Raw genomic sequence first — 18,042 nt, forward strand, 5'->3', positions numbered from 1 at the left:
GTCGGGCTGGCCTGGATCGGCGTGCAGCGGCTGCGGTTCCGGGCAGGCCGGGGCGGGCCGGGGGCGGTTCAGGTTGATGAGGGCGAGGTCACTTACTTCGGCCCGCTGACCGGGGGCACCGTGGCCCTGCGAGAGATGCAAAGCCTCACCTTGGAGCGCAATATGTATCCGGCGCATTGGCGGCTCGATCAACCGGGGCAGGCGGCGTTGCTGATTCCGGTGAATGCTGCAGGGTCAGAGGCGCTGTTTGATGCCTTTGCCACGCTGCCGGGCATCAGGACCGAAAGGATGCTGGGTGAGTTGCGGGCGGGCGGGGTGCAATCGGTGGTCATATGGCAACGACAATCGCAGCGGCCACCGGTGCGCGTGCTGCATTGACACGCCCAGCCTGATCGCCCATCCCTGACCATTCAGAGATATCATTGCGGAGCCCTCACCCATGTCCATTCCACAGTCCGGCGGCGGCCCCATTGAGCGTCACGAACAACTGGCCGAATACCTGGCGGATGGCTGCAAGCCCAGGGACCAGTGGCGGATCGGCACCGAGCATGAGAAGTTCGGCTATTGCAAGGATACGCACAAACCCCTGCCTTACGAGGGCGAGCGCTCGATCCGGGTGATGCTGGAGGGGCTGCGCGACCGCCACAACTGGGCCCCTGTCGAAGAGGGCGGCAAGCTGATCGGGCTGGAGAAGGACGGCGCGAATGTATCGCTTGAACCGGGTGGTCAGCTTGAGTTGTCCGGTGCACCGGTCGAGACCATTCACGAGACCTGCGACGAGGTGAATTCACACCTGCGCGAGGTCAAGGATGTCGCCGACCGCATCGGTGTCGGTTTCATCGGGCTGGGCGCGGCACCGGACTGGACCCATGACCAGATGGATCTGATGCCCAAGGGGCGCTACAAGCTGATGAACGACTATATGGGCCGCGTCGGCACCATGGGGCGGATCATGATGCGGCGGACCTGCACGGTCCAGGTAAACCTCGATTTCGGGTCAGAGGCCGACATGGTCAAGAAGATGCGCGTGGCGCTGGCGTTGCAGCCCGTGGCCACCGCGTTGTTCGCCAATTCCCCGTTCTTTGAAGGCAGGGTGAACGGCTATAAATCCCTGCGTAGTCGGGTCTGGCGCGACCTGGATGCCTCGCGCACCGGCACATTGCCCTTTGTCTTTGAGGACGGGTTCGGGTTTGAACGCTGGGTCGACTACGCGCTCGATGTGCCGATGTATTTTGTCTATCGCGACGGCAAGTATATCGACGCGCTGGGCATGTCGTTCCGTGATTTCATGTCGGGCAAACTGCCCGCGCTGCCCGGCGAGACGCCGACGCTGAGCGATTGGGCCGATCACCTGACAACGGCCTTTCCCGAGGCGCGGATGAAGAAGTTCATCGAGATGCGCGGCGCGGATGGCGGACCCTGGCGGCGGCTATGTGCCTTGCCCGCTTTCTGGGTGGGGCTGATGTATGATCAGTCGGCGCTGGATGGTGCCTGGGATCTGGTCAAGAACTGGACAGCGGCACAGCATGACGGGCTGCGCGTGTCGGCCAGTATCGAAGGGTTGCAGGGCAAGGTGCAGGGCATTTCCCTGCACGAGGTCGCCCGCGAGGCTGTCGCCCTGTCAGAGGCCGGGTTGAAGGCCCGCGCACGCGCCGGGGCGGGTGGGTTGATCCCGGACGAAACGCATTTCCTCAATGCACTGAAGGAAAGCGTCGAGACCGGCAAGGTGCCTGCGGATGAGCTGCTGGACGCCTATCACGGCCCCTGGGATGGTGACTTGAGCCGGATCTACGACGAATTCAGCTACTGAGCTTTCCTCGGCCGCGCGCGCCTCAGCCCTGGCCCAGCACGCGGGTGCGGTAGAGGTCTTTTAGCTCTTGCTTCTGCTTGACCTTCAACGCCGCGACCTGCTCGGGGTTGCGCTCGAACAGGCAGGCATAGCTTTGCAGCGGGTCATGCCGCTTGTTCCCGGACGCGGAGGGGCCGCCGGTCTTGCGCATCGGCGCGGGGTCCAGCAGGCCGCCAAGGCTGTCCGCTTCTTGTTTGGTCGGGGCCAGCATGAACATCAGGTGCAGCAAGGCGGATACCACTGGCGTGCAGACCATCAGCGTCATGACCAGGATCGCCGGGATGCCAATGCCGGGGTCCGATTTGACCGATTGGGCCAGGTTGCCAGCGCCCTCGCCAAGCTGCGGTTTCGGCATGCTGCCGGTCATGTCACTGAGTGTCGCCCAGATCACGTCCCACCCCATGGCATTGGCGGCTGCTGCGGCGGCAAAGATACCGTCCCAGGCGCTTTCTGCCGATCCCATGACGATTGCGCCCAATACGGCGAAGCCCAGCACAGCCTCGTTTCCGGCGATGCTGGAGGTCAACAAGGCCGAACCGATACCCAGTGCCAGAGTGATGCCGGAGAAGATGGCGATGAACGGCAGTTTGGCCCATTTGCCACTTTTGCCGCTGTCGTGCAGGCGGCGCACGGTCAGGGACAGACGGGGGATGATGGTCAGGACAAAAATCAGGATGGAATCGTAATAAAGCGGGTTCAGCGGCGGGACCTGTTGTACCAGCAGAAAGGACCAGAATTCAGCGGCGTCGCCCGGCAGCAGGGCAAAGATCGCAATCCAGATCAGGGGCATCACGCACCAGTACTCCAGCGGCGTGGCACGGCCCGAAAAATTGAAAGCGCGGAAAAAGAAATTTTCGAAATACCGGAAGACTGTTCGCACGGCGGGGTCCATGGCTGTTGTTTGCGGACCGAAACTGCCCGTCGATCGGGGCAGGATTTTGGCGGTGATCGGATTTATTTGGGATTGCCGGTTCTCCTCAATAGCGCGGGACCGGCGCGGTTGCACGCCGGTCCCCTGGTTTTTTGCGGTTTGGCCGTCAGGCCGGTTCTGGCTGTTGCCGGGGATTGTCCTGGGCAGGGCGGACCAGCACGGCGCGCAGGGTGCCGACAGCATGGGTGAAGCCAAGCCCAAGGCAGAGGCTCGCCAGACCCAGTGCCAGCAGAAAGCTGATCAGCGGGCCGCTGGCTGCAAGCGGCAGCAGCGCACCGATCAGAGTCACGCCACCCGCGCCGATGGCGGCAAAGCCGGTGGCGATGGTGACAGCCGCTGCGCGGGCTGCGGCACTGGTCTGCGGGCAGGTGCCGATCATCGCGCCAATGCGCAGGATCATGATGCACAGGGCGGCAAGCGCGCCAAAGGCCAGAAGGATGTAGATAAAAGCAAGCAGGATCATTTTGTTTCTCCTTTTGAGGTCAGTTGGGAATGGGTTGGGTGAAGAAGTCGCGGCAGAGCCTGCGATAGAGCCAGCCGAATGTGGCGGTCCAGAGGGCGGCAAAGACCAGGGCAAACAGGGCCATTATCAGCAGGGAAGGGATTTGCCCTTCCTGGAAGGTGAGGCACATATAGCCCGTTGCGCCCAGTGTCAGGATCACCACCGTTTTCATCGCGAGAACGGCCAGTTCAAAGATGTCGTGAACCTCTTTTTGCAGACGCCACAGCAGAACCGGAGTGCCGACAGCAAGGTAGAGCGGCCCGCCGATCAACAGCGCGAAGACCGGGACCACCAGCCAGAAACTGATCGCGGTTACCAGCAGCGGTCCGCCGATGAGGGCAATAATGAAGGCCACGGGATCGACGATATGCCGCGGACCGGCGGCGCGGGTGAAGGTGAAGTTTTCAATTATTTCTGTCATGAGAGAAATCCTTGGGTAAATGGAAGGCGGCTTTTCAGCCCCTGTCCTTGGATTTTGGCAGGAAGCGCGCGATGCGGCCCCCCAGTTTGATCACCGACAATTGCACCGACCGGGGCAGGCGTGACACGTCGCGATACCAGTCGTCGAACATCTGCATGGTGGTCAGCGTCTCGTTGATGCGCGCTTTCACGGCGGTTGGTGTCGCGTCCTGTTCCGCCTCGGCCTGAACCTCGCGCAGTGCGGCGAGGGTCGGGGCGTATTCACGTTCCCGCCTGCTTTCGATCACCTGGTTGACCAGATCGAACATATCGCGGATCGAGGTGAAGTGATCGCGCCGATCGCCCAGCTTGCGCTGCGATTTGACCAGGCCGAGCGATTGCAGCTCCTTCAGCCCGTTTGACACGTTCGACCGGGCGAGGTTCAGCAGGTCGCAGATTTCATCCGCGCTCAGGGCTTCCGGCGCGATGTGCAGCAGCGCGTGGATCTGCGCGACGGAGCGGTTGGTGCCCCATTTCGCCCCCATATCCCCCCAGTGGAGGATAAAGTTCTGCATGGCAGGAGTGAGGTGCATCTTTCGAGTCCGTAGATTAATTTCTGTAATGACAGAAATATCAGGAATTTCGGGAATGGCAAGCAGATTTTCCCGCTGCCCCTGTGGCGCAATGCCACAGGTTCGATCATCGGTCATGAGAGGGGGTCGGGCAATGCCGGCTGGTGCGCCTATGGGTTCAGCCGCGCCACAGCGGGCGGCGGTGTTATGCCGTCTTGCCGATTTTCGGCTCGGTGCCGGCCTTGATCCGTCTGATGTTGGTCCGGTGACGCCAGAACACCAGCAGGGTCAGGACCACGCCCAGAACCAGGGTGTTGCCCGCGCCCAGAATCACCATCAGGAAAGTCGACGCGGAAGCGGCGGCCAGCGCCCCCATCGACGAAATGCGGCTGGTCAGCGCGCCGATCAACCAGGCAATGCAGCAGCCGATCCCAACAGGCCATGCCAGCGCCAGCACGATCCCGAGGAAAGTCGCGACACCCTTGCCGCCGTTGAAGCGCAGCCAGACAGGATAACAATGGCCCAGCATCGCCATCAGCCCGGCCAGTTGCGCGGCATCCTCGCCCGCCAGTACGCGGGCCAGCAGGACGGCAACCGCGCCCTTTGCGCCGTCCAGCACCAGGGTCATTGCGGCGGCCTTCTTGTTGCCGGTGCGCAAGACGTTGGTGGCGCCGATGTTGCCTGAGCCGATGTCGCGCAGGTTGCCCAGCCCCATCGTGCGCGTCAGCACGAGGCCAAAGGGGATCGACCCCATAAGATAGCCAATCAGACCCCAAAGGATCAGAACGGCGGCGGAACTTTCAATCAGGGGCATCAGGGGGCCTCGAATACGCAATTGCCTGCAACATAGGTTTTCAGGACCTTACCCTGCATCCGCATTCCGTCAAATGGGGTGTTGCGCGATTTGGAACGCAATGTGGCGCGGTCCAGCTTGAACGGCGCATCTGCGTCGAACAGCACCAGATCGGCGGGGGCACCCACGCTCAGCCGTCCGCCGGGCAGGTTCAGCCGTTTCGCGGGGTTCAGCGACAGCGCGCGCCAGAGCGTCGGCAGGTCCATCACCTCAGCATGGACCAGCCGCAGGGCGGCGGGCAGCAGCGTTTCCAGCCCGACAGCGCCAGAGGCAGCCTCCTCGAAGGGCAGGCGCTTGGATTCCTCGTCCTGCGGGGTGTGCATGGAGCAGATGATGTCGATCAGGCCGGAGGCGACAGCCTGCGCGACCGCCAGCCTGTCATCCTCGTCCCGCAGCGGCGGCTTGAGCTTGAAGAAGGTGCGATAGTCCGCCACGTCCAGCGCGTTGAGCGTCAGGTGATGCACGCCCACACCTGCTGTAATGTCCAGCCCGTTGCGCTTGGCCCGTTCCAGTGCGGGCAGGGCGCGGGCGGTGGTGATCTGGTCGGCGTGGTATTTCGCCCCGGTCATCTCGATCAGGGCGATGTCGCGGTCCAGCCCCATGCGTTCCGCCATCGGCGACACGGCAGGCAGACCACGCAGAGAGGCGAACTTGCCACTTGTCGCGGCGGCCCCGGCACTCAGGATCGGTTCCTGCGGATGGGCGATGACCAGCGCGCCAAGGCTGCGGGCATAGGTCAGGGCGCGGGAAAACACCTTGGTATCCGTGACCACATGGTCGCAATCGGTAAAGGCCGCGGCACCTGCATCCATCAGGAAGCCGATTTCGGTCATCTCATGGCCCGCGCGCCCCTTGGTCAAGGCCGCCATCGGGATCACGTTGACCGGGGCCGCCTCATTCGCGCGCCGGGTGACGAATTCCAGCACTTCGGGGCTGTCGATGGTCGGGGTGGTATCAGGCCGGGTGATCATCGTGGTGACCCCGCCCGCCGCCGCCGCCAGCCCGGCAGAGCGATAGCTTTCCTTGTGGCGCTCACCGGGTTCGCAGACCTTTACGCCGAGGTCCACAATGCCGGGGGCGAGGTATTTGCCACCGCAATCAATGATCTGCGCGCCGCCGGGCGCTTCATCATTGGCCGCGATCCGTGCGATACGGCCATTGTGAACGGTCAGCGCCCCTGGGGTGAGCGTCCCCGCTTCGGGGTCGATCAGCTGCGCGTTGATAAAGTGCAACGTCATGGCGGGCCTTCGTGATTGGGTCCGGCGTGTCTTGCCCTAAAACGCGGGCTGAACCAAGGGGCAAGTTCAGCCTGCGAGGGTCCCCCGCCGCGCAGCCTCGATCGTCTGGGCGGTTTTTGCCGGAAACGGCAGGTATCCCATCGCGATGCGCTGCCCCGAGGACAGCTCGACCACCACCCGGCCGCCAAAGCGGGTAAAGACGCGAGCAATCTCACTCAGGGGCAGTTGCGCTGTGCCATCGCCGCCTTCATGGATCAGGTGCCCGCCATCAAGATGCCAGCGGTCGTACTTGGAAGCGCGCCAGCGCAGGGCGTCGTCGAACAGAAATCCTGCTGTCAACAAAAGCGCGGTGGGGATGACCCAAAGGAACGGCAAGCCTGTGTAAAAAGCCAAAAGAAAGCCTGATGCCATCAGGGTCAGGAATGTAAACAGTGCGGTGACCGCTGCCCGGCGCAGAAACACCGCGCGTTGCGGCGCCCAGCTCAGCCGCGACGTCATCCGGCCATCCAGACCATCAGCGCAACCACGCCAAAAGCCACCAGCAGGGCGACCATCGCAATGCGACCGGACATCTTGGGGTCGGGTTCTGGTTCTTTCATAAGGTTTTTCTACCTCAAGAACAGGCGTTAGGAAAGCGCCCACCAGCAGGCAAGAGCCACCAGAACGATCAACCCAATGATCATCATCGTCCCGCCAGCACCACCGCGCACGGGTTGCGGGGGCGTCAGTGTGGGCGAGCCGGAATATGGTTTTGCAGCCTCCGAGTCGATGTCAATCTGTGATCGGTCAATCTTGGTTTGGCCATAGGCACCGATCAGGGTCAGTTCCGGTGTCGGCGTGAACGCCACTTCGCGCCCCTCGAAAGCGCTGGAATAGACCAGCATGACCCATCCTTCTAGCGCACGCAGTTTGGTGCGGTCGCGGGTCAATCCGGCTTCATCGGCATCAACCCCTTCGCGCAGATAGCCGTGCAGGCCGATGTCGGCCAGATCGGAGACCTGAAAAACTTCGACCCCGCGCGGATCAAGCTGTTTCAGCCCCAATGCATCCTTTTGCGCCTGGCGGCTGTTGCGCAGTGACTGCGCCTGATCGGCAGACATCGAAAGACTGAAGACACGCACAATGCCATGTTCATGGGCGGGAACGGTGATCTGTGTCATCTCGTCAGTATCCGGATTTTCACTCGTGGGTGATTTGCGCTGTTCCATGACGGATCAACGCAAACCGGGCGGTGTTGGTTCGGACGCAGCTCAGGAAACTTGCCGCACCGGTGTTTGGCGCAGGTTGCGCGCCAGAAGGTCCATGGCCGCCATCCGCACGGCGACGCCCATCTCGACCTGGTCCTGGATCACGCTGCGGTTGATGTCATCGGCCAATGTGCCGTCAATCTCGACGCCCCGGTTCATCGGGCCGGGGTGCATGACAATGGCGTCGGGCCTGGCATGTGCAAGCTTTTCGGAATCCAGCCCGTAGCGGTGGTAATATTCCCGTTCGCTGGGGATAAAGCCGCCGTCCATGCGTTCTTTTTGCAAGCGCAACATCATCACCACATCCACGTCCTTCAGACCCTCTGCCATGTTGTCAAAGACCTCGACGCCGAAATCGGCCACGCCTGCGGGCATCAGCGTGGGTGGGCCGATCAGGCGGATGCGGTTTTCCATCTTGCCCAGCAGCAGGATGTTCGACCGCGCCACGCGGCTGTGGGCGATGTCACCGCAGATGGCGATGGACAGGCGGTGAAGGCGTCCCTTGGCCCGGCGGATGGTCAGCGCATCCAGCAGCGCCTGTGTCGGGTGTTCGTGCCGCCCGTCACCCGCGTTCAGCACCGCGCAGTTCACCTTTTGCGCCAGCAGGTCCACCGCGCCCGATTGCGGGTGGCGCACCACCAGCAAGTCGGGGTGCATGGCGTTCAGGGTCATGGCGGTGTCGATCAGGGTTTCGCCCTTTTTGATCGACGACGCCTGCATCGCCATGTTCATCACATCGGCACCCAGCCGCTTGCCTGCAATCTCGAACGAGGCCTGCGTGCGGGTCGAGTTCTCGAAGAACATGTTGATCTGGGTCAGCCCGGCCAGCGCATCGGCGTGCTTGTCCGGTTGGCGGTTCAGTTCTGCATAGGTGTCGGCAAGGTCCAGCAGGGTTGTGATATCGTCCTGCGACAGATGCTCAATGCCAAGCAGATGGCGGTGGGGGAAGGACATCGCGGCGCCTTTCGTCAGTGTCGCGCCCTTATAGGGGGGTGCAGGGGCGGGCGACAAGGTGGGGATTTAGCTTGGGGCAGGCAGGGCGTAGGATGGTGCCATGGAATCATCGGATTATCATCAAGACCTCGCGCTGCTGGAATGGCAGATTGAACTCGGCGCGCTTGAAGCGATCGGGGATCTGCCGGTAAATCGCTACGAGGTGCCTGCCGCAGTTGAAAAACCGAAGGCCGCCGCACCTGCGACACCTGCGGGCGTGCCGGTGCCGCAACAGGCCAAAGTCGATGCCGTCGCAATTGCCGAACAGGCCGCCGCAGCCGCAGGGACGCTTGAAGAATTGCGCGCTGCCATGGCCGCATTTGAGCATTGCGACCTGAAAAAGGGCGCGCGTAACCTGGTGTTCAGCGATGGCATCCCAGGCGCGCGGGTGATGCTGGTGGGCGAGGCTCCGGGCCGGGACGAGGACCGCGCGGGCAAACCCTTTGTCGGACGGGCAGGGCAATTGCTGGACCGGATGCTGGCGGCCATCGACATGGGGCGCGACCATGCGGAGGCACCGGTTTATATCACCAACGTCCTGCCCTGGCGGCCGCCGCAGAACCGCGACCCAAAGCCCGAAGAGATCGCGATGATGAAACCTTTCCTGTTGCGCCACATCGCGCTGGCAAAGCCTCAGGTGTTGGTGATTGTCGGCAACTGGTCCTGTCAGGCACTACTCGGCAAACGTGGCATCACCCGGCTGCGGGGCGCGTGGACCGAGGCCGGAGGCGTGCCCGCGCTGCCGATGTTCCATCCCGCCTACCTGCTGCGCTCGCCCGAGTTCAAACGCGAGGCCTGGGCTGACCTGTTGTCGCTGAAGGCGAAGCTGGCGAATGGTTGACCCGCTGACCCTGCTGGCCTTCGTGCCCGCCGCGCTGGCACTGAACCTGACGCCGGGGGCGGACATGATGTTCTGCCTTGGGCAGGGGCTGCGCGCTGGCCCCAGGGCGGCTGTGGCGGCCAGCGCCGGGATCTCCGCCGGGGCGATGGTGCATGTGGGGCTGGCGGGTCTTGGGCTGGGGGCGGTGGTGGCGGCCCTGCCCTGGGCGCTTGAGGTGATCCGCTGGATCGGCGTGGCCTACCTGTTGTGGCTGGCGGTGCAGACCCTGCGGCACAGTGGTGCCGCACGGGACGACGCGCGCGCCTGTGGCGTCTGGAAGGCGTTCCGCACAGGGTTCTACGTGAACCTGAGCAACCCCAAGGTGATCCTCTTTGTGCTGGCCTTTGTGCCGCAGTTTGTCCTCCCCGATGCCGGGTCGGTGCTGGGGCAGTTCCTGGTCTTTGGGGCGGTGCTGGGGCTGGGCGGGTTTGTGATCAACGCGGGCGTCGGCGTCTTCGCCAGCACGCTGGGCCGCAGGCTGACGCGTGGCGGGCGTCTGCTGGGCTATCTCAGCGCGGGTATCTTTGTCGCGCTGGCGGCGCGGCTGGCAATGATGGAGCGGGCATGAGCCGGATTGAAGAAAGCAAGGATTTCATCGCGGTGCGCATTGCGGTGCTGACCGTGTCGGACACCCGCGATCTGGCGGACGACAGGTCAGGCGATGTGCTGGTAGGCCGGATCGAGGCAGCGGGGCATGTGGTGGCCGACCGCCGGATCATCCGCGACGAACGGGCGGAAATCGCGGACCAGCTGCGCGCCTGGTGTGCGGACGATGGGGTGGATGTGGTGATCAGCACCGGTGGCACCGGGCTGACCGGGCGCGACGTGACGGTTGAGGCGCACCGCGATGTTTATGAAAAGGAGATCGACGCCTTCGGCACCGTCTTTACAATCGTGTCGATGAACAAGATCGGCACCTCCGCCGTGCAGAGCCGGGCGACTGGCGGCGTGGCGAATGGCACCTATCTGTTCGCGCTGCCGGGATCACCGGGGGCCTGCAAGGACGCCTGGGACGAGATCCTGGTGAAGCAGCTGGATTACCGTCACCGGCCCTGCAATTTCGTGGAGATCATGCCGCGGCTGGATGAGCATCGGCGAAGAAAGTGACGCGGCGCGCCGGAGTTTTTGAAAACTCCGGACCGAATTTTTTGAAAAATTCGGCTGGGATTGCGTTGGTCTTGCCTGCTGCGTAGCGGAGTTTTCAAAAACTCCGGGAAAATTCTTTTGAAAGAATTTCCGGGCCAGGCTCAGAAGGTCTGGTCGTAGTCGCCGACGCCGGGCTCGCTGCGGATCACCGCATCCAGTTCCGCGAAAATCTGACGTAGTTCGGCTTCCGATTCGGGGCTTTCGCAGACCACCACCAGGTTCGGCGTGTTCGAGGACGCCCGCACCAGCCCCCATGCGCCATTGTCCAGGATCACCCGTGCGCCGTTTACGGTGACCACCTGCACCACTTTGCGACCCGCCAGTTCCGGCAGCGCCGTCAGCTTGCCCACGATCCGGTCCAGTATCGCGTATTTCTCCGTATCGGCGGCATAGGGCGACATGGTTGGCGTGGCCCAGGTCTGCGGCAGGGCGCGGCGCAGGTCGGACATGCTCTTGTCCGGGTTGCGATCCATCAGCTTGCAGATTTCCACGGCCACCCGCATCCCGCAGTCATATCCGCGCCCGATGGGCTCCGCGAGAAAGTAGTGGCCCGACTTTTCAAAGCCCGCCAGCGCGCCCAGTTCCTTGACCCGGCGTTTCATGTGGCTGTGGCCGGTTTTCCAATAATCCGCCTTGATCCCGTGTTTGATCAACTCCGGGTCGGAAGCGAAAAGCCCGGTTGATTTCACATCCGCCACGAAGGTCGATCCGGGATAGAGCCGGGCAAGGTCGCGGGCCATGATCACGCCAACCTTGTCGGCAAAAATCTCTTCCCCCTCGTCATCGACCACGCCGCAGCGGTCGCCGTCACCGTCAAACCCCAGCGCCAGATCCGCACCGGAGGCTTTGACCGATGCGGCCATGTCATGCAGCATTTCCATCGCTTCGGGGTTCGGATTGTAATGCGGGAACGTATGGTCGAGCCTGTTGTGGCTTTCGACCACCTCGACACCAATGCGGCGGAACAGCTCGGGCGCAAAGGCCGAAGCGGTGCCGTTACCTGTAGCGCAGACCACCTTGAGCGGTCGGGTCATTTTGAAGTCGCCCACCAGGTCGTCAAGATAGGCCTCGCGCACCCCATGTACGAATTCATAGCCGCCGCCGGGGCGCGGTTGGCCCTCGCCGTTCAGCACGATCTCGCGCAGCTCGCTCATCTCGTCGGGGCCGTGGGTCAGGGGGCGTTCGAACCCCATCTTGACCCCGGTCCAGCCATTGGGATTGTGGCTGGCCGTGACCATGGCCACGGCGGGCGCATTCAGGTGAAACTGCGCGAAATAGGCCATCGGCGACAGTGCCGGGCCGATGTCACGGACCTGGATGCCCGCCTGCATGAGGCCCAGCATCAACGCGTTCTTGATCGACAGCGAATAGTCACGATAGTCGTTGCCGACGGCAATGACCGGTTCGATTCCGCGCCGGTACATCTGCGTGCCCAGCCCCAGTCCCAAGGCCGTGATGCCCGGCAGGTTGATATCATCGGGATATTTCCAGCGCGCGTCGTATTCGCGGAACCCCGTTGGCGTGATCATCGCGTCGCGCAGGAATTCCCAGGTGTTCTGGGTGACGGTCGGGGCGGGTTTGGTCACGGAGAGACCTCTTTCACTCAGGTATCAGAAAGACGGGTATCAGAAAGACAGGGGATACTCTTTGGCCAACGCGTCGAAGCGCATCAGGCTGGCGATCAGGTCCGGCATCTGGTCGAGATAGATCATATTCGGCCCGTCGCTGGGGGCGTTGTCGGGGTCTTCGTGGGTTTCCATGAAAACCGCTGCCACGCCGATCGCGACCGCCGCGCGGGCAAGCACCGGTGCGAATTCGCGTTGTCCGCCGGACGAAGTCCCCTTGCCGCCGGGCGAGGCCACCGCATGGGTTGCATCCATTACCACCGGAAAGCCGGTCTGCGCCATTTGCGGCAGGCTGCGCATATCCGTCACAAGGGTGTTGTAGCCAAAGGAGGTGCCGCGCTCGGTCAGCAGAATCTTTTCATTGCCGGTCGATTTGATCTTGTCGACGATATTGCCCATTTCCCAGGGGGCGAGCCATTGTCCCTTTTTGACGTTCACGACCTTGCCGGTCTTGCCCGCCGCGAGCAGCATGTCGGTCTGGCGGCACAGGAAGGCCGGAATTTGCAGGATGTCCACAACCGCGCCCGCGATGTCGCATTGCCCCTCTGTGTGGACATCGGTCAGCACGGGCACGCCATTGGCCCGCGCCACGGAGTCAAGCACCCGCAGGCCTTCGTCGATGCCCAGGCCCCGCTTGCCCGAAAGCGATGTGCGGTTGGCCTTGTCATAGCTTGCCTTGAACACATATTGCGCCCCGGCTGCATCACAGGCCTCTTTCATCCGGCCCGCGATCATCTGGGCGTGATCCTCGGATTCCAACTGGCAGGGTCCGGCGATGACAGTGAGGGGGCGGTCATTGCCGATAAGGATGTCACCAACGGGGACTTGCGTCATGAAGTTACCTGTTCTCTGAGGATCGCTGATGTCAGCGACAACATGAGGTAGATGCCTGCAAAGATCAGGAAAGCCAAGATCGTGTTCTCGAATTTACGCGGATAGGTGGGTTCCTCCGGGGCAACCGGCTCCACCGCCACGGTCAGATAACGCACCTGGCGATTGGCCTCGGCACGGGCGGCCTCCAGCCCGGTCTGGGCCAGTTGCAGGTTGGTGTCCGCCGCAACCAGATCGGCCTGCGCCAGTTGCAGTTCAACCGCTTTCTTGGCCAGCGAATCCTCACCCTGGGTGGCCGAATTCAGCTTGGAATTCAGCTTGTCCAACTGCTCGTTCAGGCGGCGCACGTCACCCTGCGCGCCATCGACCTTGGCCTTGTTGGGGCGGGTGTTGTCCAGAAGTGCAGCCAGTTCCAGTTCTTTTTCGATCAGCAATCCCTCGTAGGTGGTGATCTGGGTCCTGATCGCGATGATTTCGGCCTCAGGGTCCACGCCGTTCTGCACCTGAAGCTCAATCAGGTTCTGCTGGGACGCGCGGCGTTTTTCCATGGCCTGTTCCAGCCCCTGCACCGCGTCCGCCATCCCGTCTTCGCGCTTTTTCTTGGACAGGTTGTTGACGCGTTCCTCGGCGTATTCCAGCAGGTTGCGCGAAAAATCGGTGGAGACATGCGGATCGGCTGCGATGACCTCCATCCGGATCACGCCTTCGGTCGGGTCATAGCCGATCTTCACGTTTTTCTTGTAGACCTTATAGGCCTCTTCATTGGTCGGATTGTCGGCCAGACGCTGGATCGGGTCGATGGCTGAATCGGAAAAATGCGCCTTGAAATTGGCATCCGCATCCAGGCGCAGCATCGCATCCTTGGATTGCAGATAGGCCTGTGTCGCGATGCTGTCAGCCGAATTCGCGAATTGTGTCGGCAGCAGCCCGCCAAAGGGGCTGGTGCTGGTGCCTTCGCTCTGGATGATCAGGAACTGGCTGTTGGTCGCGTACATCGGTGTGGCGACCTTGTAAAAATAGTAACCGGCCGCAAAGGTCGGCAGCATGACAAAGAACGCCAGCCGCACCATGAGCAGCCCCAGCTTGCGGCGGCGGCGGCGCGAGATGTCGCGCTGGATATCACCGATTTCGCGCTGGCGGCGTTCTGCCGGGCTCAACTCGGTCGAGGGCAGGTTGATGCCGCCGCCCGCTGGCACGGTCTGCGGCAGTTGCACACGGCCGGTTCCGGCACCGCCCTGCTGCGCGGGCAGCTGTGCCATCATGTCGCCGGGCGCGCCGTCGCGATGTTCGCCACCGGCCTGCGGCACCACAAGTTCCAGCATGTTGGAACGCTGGAAAGGGTCGATCCCCTTGGACCGCAGCAGGCGCACCGCGTCAAAGTCGGATGTGGGCGCAAGCCCGTGTTTTTGTGCGACGCGCCGTGCCATGCGCAATTGACGGCCTGTCAAACCCTCGCGGCGGATCGCATCCATGTCCAACTCGCCTGCGACTTCCTTGGCGGAGGATACTTCGCCACTGCGGACAGTGTCGGGCCGCGTGCTGTCCTCGACCTTGGGCTGAGATGCGGAGGGACGCTGCGCTGCGGGATCGGCATCGGGAACCGGGCGCGGCCCTGCGGCGCGCTCGGGCGCAGTGGGGCGTTCAGGCGCAACATGCTCTTTGGGCTGTGCGCTGCCGATATCGGCAGAGGTTGCCGTCGGCATGGGTGGCACGCTCCGCTTGATGCGGAACTTACGAGCCTTGGGTTTCGTAGTCATAGAGCTGTTTCGCTTCTTCCAAGGTGTCAAACATATGCAGCTGCCCATTCAGGAGAACGGCGGCTGAACGTGCGAATTTCTCAAGCGTCTGCGCCTGATGCGAGACGATGATGATGGTGGTGGTCCGCAGGCGTTCCTGAAGGATATCGCCCGCCTTCCGGTTGAACTCAACATCTGTCGTTGCGGGCATGCCCTCGTCAATCAGGTACATGTCGAAATCGAGCGCCAGCATGAGCGCAAAGGAGAACCGCGACCGCATACCCGCCGAATAGGTGCCCAGCGGCTGGTCGAAATATTCGCCCAGCCCGCAGAGCCAGCGGCAGAAGCTTTCCACATAGTCCGGGTCTAGCCCATAAAGTCGCGCGATGTAGCGGGCGTTCTCCATCGCCGAGACCTTGGTGACCACGCCGCCCATGAAGCCCAGCGGGAAAGAGATGTTGCAGCCCCGCCTGATTTCACCTTCATCCGGTTTTTCCAGGCCGGCCATCATGTTGATCAGCGTTGTCTTGCCGGTGCCGTTGGGGGCCAGGATACCCAAAGAACGGCCCAGTTCCACCTTGAACGAAACCCGGTCAAGGATGACCTTGTGTTGGGTTCCCGTCCAATAGGACTTGGAGACGTTTTCGAATTCCAGCATGCCTGTTTCGCTCGCGGTGTCTGATCTGATCCGGGTGCCCCGTTGGCCGTGGCTTGGCTCAGCCCTAGTGCCCAATTTTGTCCACATTATGTCTCATTAGGAAACAAATGTACAACGCGGCCTGGTCCTGGCTGGGTTGTTCAGTGGCCGATCAGAAGGGGGGCCTTGCAGGCGTGGTCCGCCGTTTCCATCTCAAGCGTGGAATGGTGCAGGTGATGGGCGGCGGCCAGGCGGGCCTTGACCGCGCTGCGGGTGGCATCGGCGTGGGCACCCCTGTCCAGTACCACATGGGCGTCAAGCGCCGTCTCATGTTCACCCATCATCCACAGGTGTACATGATGAGTGCTGGCCACGCCGGGCGTGGATTGCACTGTGTCGATCACGGCGGCGGTGTCCAGACCGGGCGGGCTTGCCAGCATGAGGATACGCAGCACAGCGGGCATTTCGCTGGCCGATTGCCACAGGATGTAGCCCGCGATCAGCAGGGTTGCCGCCGGATCGACCCAGGTCCAGCCGAACAGGATCACCAGGGTCCCGGCCAGGATCACCGCAACGGAGCCAAGCGCATCGGCCACGTTGTGCAGAAAGGCCGCGCGGATGTTCACGCTGCTTTTGGACATTCTATACGTCAAGGCCGCTGTCGCGAGGTCAATCACCAGCGCGATTCCCGCCACGATAACGATGATCCAGCCCGCCACCGCGGACGGATCGAAAAAGCGCATCACCGCCTCGTAAATCAGGTAGAGGCCGATCACGATCAGGGTGGTGTAATTGACCAGCGCCGCGACGGCTTCGACCCGGCCATAGCCGAAAGTCATCTGCGCATCTGCCGGGCGCCGTGCGATCTTGCGCGCGCCGAAGGCGATGATCAGTGCAATGGCGTCCGAGAAATTATGCAGCGCATCGGCGATCAGCGACAGGCTGCCCGCGACGATGCCGCCGATGATCTGTGCCAGCGTCAGCGCCATGTTCAGTGCGATGGCAAAGGCAACCTTGGCGTCGCCCGCTTCAGGGTCGATGTGATGGTGATGGTCGTGCGCCATGGAGATCCGATCCGAAATGGGGGTGGGGCAGCCAGGCGTGCTGCCCCGTCTGTTTTTCGATGTAGCGGTCAGGCCACGGCTTGCCAGAGCAGCCCGGCGATGATCGCGCCGATCAGGGCAAAGCCGATATAGGCACCAAAGACACGCGGCTTGACCAGAGCCCAGACCGCAATGGCCGCCGGGATGCAACTGACCCCGCCCGCAATGACAAAGGACATCGCGGCCCCCTGCGTCATGCCCTGCGCCAGCAGCGCATCCACCAGCGGCACGGCGGCGTAACCGTTCAGATAGGCCGGTGCCCCCACCAGCGCGCCCAGCAGGATCGGCATCAGACCACTGCCGCCCAGCACCCCGGCGATCCAGTCGGCGGGCACATAGGTCAGCATCAGCGCCTCGACCACATAGGCCAGTGTCAGCCATTTGGTCAGGAACAGCGCGTTGTCCACGGCGGTGTCGCGGAATACCTCGCGGCGTGTGCCCTCCTGCCAGAAGCGCCATTGGGGCTGGCCGGAGAAGGGTTTCTTGACCCCGCAGCAGCCGCCCACCGCCGGGCGCTCCCGCAGCGGGTCGGCAAAGAGCGGCGTGTTCGCGGCCAGCATGACGCCGAAACCGCCGAACATGCCGATGCCAATGGCCGCCAGCGTCTTGGCCAGGGCGAAATCCCATCCCAGCGTGCCCGAAGTGATTGCGAACATGGCCGGGTCCATCAGGGGCGAGGCCAGCCAGAAGGCCATGACCGCCCCCAGCGGCGCGCCGACCGCCAGCAGGGCGGCGATGAAGGGGATCACCTCGCAGGAACAGAAGGGCGACAGGCCGCCCAGAAGCGCTGCCATAACGATCATCCGCGCCGGGTTGCCCTCGAACGCGCGGGCCAGAAGCGTTTCGGCCCCGCTGGCCTTGAGATAGGCGACGGCCAGGACCGCGAAAATGATGAAGGGCGCGGTGCCCGCCAGCGCCCCGCCCGCAAAGACCAGCGTGGGGACCAGCTGTGGCAGGTCGAAGAGGGCCAGCGCGGTCAGGATCGCAATGGTGACGGCCCATGCGCCGGGACGCCAGCGCCAGGCGGCGCTGAGGGTTTGTGATGTCTGGGTGGTGTCAGCCATGTTCGTGTTCCTTGCAGGCGGCGACCGCGTCGGCGCAGCATTCTGTCAAAAGAAAATGTGCCAGGGCCTGAACTTCTTCGTAGGCGACGGCGGCGCAGATGGTGGAACGGCCCGCACGGGTCTGTTTCACCAGACCGGCGGCGGCCAGCAGTTTCAGGTGGTGGGTGAGGGTGGAGCCGGTGACGCCGGTCCGATCCCCCAATCCCCCGATGCTGAGCCCCTCCGGCCCCGCGCGTACAAGGCAGCGCAGGACGGACAGGCGCTGTTCCGAGCCGAGGGCAGCGAAGCTGGCAGCGGCCAGGGTGAGGGGCGGGGCGTTATGCGATTCGGATTTCATATTTCTAGAAATATAGAAATGACCGCGTGGTGCAAGTCTTATTTCGATAATGTTCGAATTGATTTTGGCTGCTGTTGCGAAGTGTATTTGAAGAACAAT

The 18,042-nt window shown here is 62.9% G+C and carries 21 protein-coding genes; 5 read left to right on the top strand and 16 right to left on the bottom strand.

The genetic code is table 11. From position 1 onward, the window contains the following. Positions 1 to 378: hypothetical protein (locus tag A8B82_RS24105; protein WP_067286660.1), on the top strand; the 378-nt coding region annotated here is incomplete at its 5' end. 61 nt (positions 379 to 439) lie between these two features. Then, complete coding sequence (locus A8B82_RS00010) at positions 440 to 1,810, top strand: glutamate--cysteine ligase (RefSeq protein ID WP_067286662.1); 1,371 nt, start codon at positions 440 to 442, stop codon at positions 1,808 to 1,810. 22 nt (positions 1,811 to 1,832) lie between these two features. Here the strand turns inward: A8B82_RS00010 and A8B82_RS00015 are convergent, their stop codons facing one another. The 9 genes from A8B82_RS00015 to A8B82_RS00055 form a co-directional block, all read right to left on the bottom strand. Further along, positions 1,833 to 2,729 (bottom strand): DUF805 domain-containing protein, encoded by an 897-nt coding sequence (locus A8B82_RS00015; protein ID WP_161489401.1) that lies wholly within the window; start codon positions 2,727 to 2,729, stop codon positions 1,833 to 1,835. Between the two features lie 157 nt (positions 2,730 to 2,886). Then, positions 2,887 to 3,243, bottom strand: a complete 357-nt coding sequence (locus A8B82_RS00020) for a hypothetical protein (RefSeq protein ID WP_067286667.1) — start codon at positions 3,241 to 3,243, stop codon at positions 2,887 to 2,889. Positions 3,244 to 3,262: 19 nt separating this feature from the next. Further along, the gene (locus A8B82_RS00025; protein WP_067286669.1) at positions 3,263 to 3,703 is read right to left on the bottom strand and encodes a hypothetical protein; all 441 of its coding nucleotides are present in this window, start codon (positions 3,701 to 3,703) and stop codon (positions 3,263 to 3,265) included. 34 nt (positions 3,704 to 3,737) lie between these two features. Beyond that, complete coding sequence (locus A8B82_RS00030) at positions 3,738 to 4,274, bottom strand: GbsR/MarR family transcriptional regulator (RefSeq protein ID WP_067286671.1); 537 nt, start codon at positions 4,272 to 4,274, stop codon at positions 3,738 to 3,740. 184 nt (positions 4,275 to 4,458) lie between these two features. Then, positions 4,459 to 5,067, bottom strand: coding sequence for a glycerol-3-phosphate 1-O-acyltransferase PlsY (plsY, locus tag A8B82_RS00035; protein WP_067286676.1), 609 nt, complete (start codon positions 5,065 to 5,067; stop codon positions 4,459 to 4,461). After that, the gene (gene pyrC, locus A8B82_RS00040) at positions 5,067 to 6,344 is read right to left on the bottom strand and encodes a dihydroorotase (protein ID WP_067286678.1); all 1,278 of its coding nucleotides are present in this window, start codon (positions 6,342 to 6,344) and stop codon (positions 5,067 to 5,069) included. The genes plsY and pyrC overlap by 1 nt, the downstream gene beginning before the upstream one ends. A gap of 66 nt (positions 6,345 to 6,410) precedes the next feature. Then, positions 6,411 to 6,842: a hypothetical protein gene (locus A8B82_RS00045; protein WP_067286681.1), complete on the bottom strand. Its 432-nt coding sequence runs from the start codon at positions 6,840 to 6,842 to the stop codon at positions 6,411 to 6,413. A 128-nt stretch (positions 6,843 to 6,970) separates the two neighbouring features. Continuing rightward, the gene (locus A8B82_RS00050) at positions 6,971 to 7,504 is read right to left on the bottom strand and encodes a hypothetical protein (RefSeq protein ID WP_067286684.1); all 534 of its coding nucleotides are present in this window, start codon (positions 7,502 to 7,504) and stop codon (positions 6,971 to 6,973) included. 90 nt (positions 7,505 to 7,594) lie between these two features. Further along, positions 7,595 to 8,545, bottom strand: a complete 951-nt coding sequence (locus A8B82_RS00055; RefSeq protein ID WP_067286687.1) for an aspartate carbamoyltransferase catalytic subunit — start codon at positions 8,543 to 8,545, stop codon at positions 7,595 to 7,597. 100 nt (positions 8,546 to 8,645) lie between these two features. Between A8B82_RS00055 and A8B82_RS00060 the strand changes: the two genes are divergently transcribed. The 3 genes from A8B82_RS00060 to moaB are packed head-to-tail and all read left to right on the top strand — an operon-like array spanning position 8,646 to position 10,571. After that, the gene (locus A8B82_RS00060) at positions 8,646 to 9,425 is read left to right on the top strand and encodes a uracil-DNA glycosylase (protein ID WP_067286690.1); all 780 of its coding nucleotides are present in this window, start codon (positions 8,646 to 8,648) and stop codon (positions 9,423 to 9,425) included. After that, complete coding sequence (locus tag A8B82_RS00065) at positions 9,418 to 10,032, top strand: LysE family translocator (RefSeq protein ID WP_067286692.1); 615 nt, start codon at positions 9,418 to 9,420, stop codon at positions 10,030 to 10,032. The genes A8B82_RS00060 and A8B82_RS00065 overlap by 8 nt, the downstream gene beginning before the upstream one ends. Next, positions 10,029 to 10,571 (top strand): molybdenum cofactor biosynthesis protein B, encoded by a 543-nt coding sequence (gene moaB, locus A8B82_RS00070; protein WP_067286694.1) that lies wholly within the window; start codon positions 10,029 to 10,031, stop codon positions 10,569 to 10,571. Before A8B82_RS00065 ends, moaB begins: the two co-directional genes overlap by 4 nt. Positions 10,572 to 10,711: 140 nt before the next feature. On the opposite strand, the gene A8B82_RS00075 is transcribed toward moaB, so the two are convergent. The 7 genes from A8B82_RS00075 to A8B82_RS00105 all read right to left on the bottom strand — a co-directional run bounded on the left by A8B82_RS00075 (position 10,712) and on the right by A8B82_RS00105 (position 17,943). Continuing rightward, positions 10,712 to 12,196, bottom strand: a complete 1,485-nt coding sequence (locus A8B82_RS00075) for a phosphomannomutase/phosphoglucomutase (protein WP_067286696.1) — start codon at positions 12,194 to 12,196, stop codon at positions 10,712 to 10,714. Positions 12,197 to 12,235: 39 nt separating this feature from the next. After that, complete coding sequence (kdsA, locus tag A8B82_RS00080; RefSeq protein ID WP_067286698.1) at positions 12,236 to 13,069, bottom strand: 3-deoxy-8-phosphooctulonate synthase; 834 nt, start codon at positions 13,067 to 13,069, stop codon at positions 12,236 to 12,238. Next, the gene (locus tag A8B82_RS00085) at positions 13,066 to 14,823 is read right to left on the bottom strand and encodes a capsule biosynthesis protein (protein WP_067286700.1); all 1,758 of its coding nucleotides are present in this window, start codon (positions 14,821 to 14,823) and stop codon (positions 13,066 to 13,068) included. The genes kdsA and A8B82_RS00085 overlap by 4 nt, the downstream gene beginning before the upstream one ends. Then, positions 14,798 to 15,460, bottom strand: a complete 663-nt coding sequence (locus tag A8B82_RS00090; RefSeq protein WP_067286703.1) for an ABC transporter ATP-binding protein — start codon at positions 15,458 to 15,460, stop codon at positions 14,798 to 14,800. The genes A8B82_RS00085 and A8B82_RS00090 overlap by 26 nt, the downstream gene beginning before the upstream one ends. 140 nt (positions 15,461 to 15,600) lie before the next feature. Then, positions 15,601 to 16,503 carry a cation diffusion facilitator family transporter gene (locus tag A8B82_RS00095; RefSeq protein WP_067286706.1) on the bottom strand — a complete coding sequence of 301 codons (903 nt, stop codon included), beginning with the start codon at positions 16,501 to 16,503 and terminating at the stop codon, positions 15,601 to 15,603. A gap of 68 nt (positions 16,504 to 16,571) precedes the next feature. Then, positions 16,572 to 17,606, bottom strand: coding sequence for a permease (locus tag A8B82_RS00100; protein WP_067286709.1), 1,035 nt, complete (start codon positions 17,604 to 17,606; stop codon positions 16,572 to 16,574). Beyond that, a complete protein-coding gene (locus tag A8B82_RS00105) occupies positions 17,599 to 17,943 on the bottom strand; it encodes an ArsR/SmtB family transcription factor (RefSeq protein WP_067286712.1) in 345 nt (114 codons plus the stop codon). The genes A8B82_RS00100 and A8B82_RS00105 overlap by 8 nt, the downstream gene beginning before the upstream one ends. Between the last annotated feature and the right edge of the window lie 99 nt (positions 17,944 to 18,042).

It is taken from the genome of Sulfitobacter sp. EhC04, assembly GCF_001650875.1.
In the GTDB taxonomy this organism is placed as follows: Bacteria; Pseudomonadota; Alphaproteobacteria; order Rhodobacterales; family Rhodobacteraceae; genus Sulfitobacter.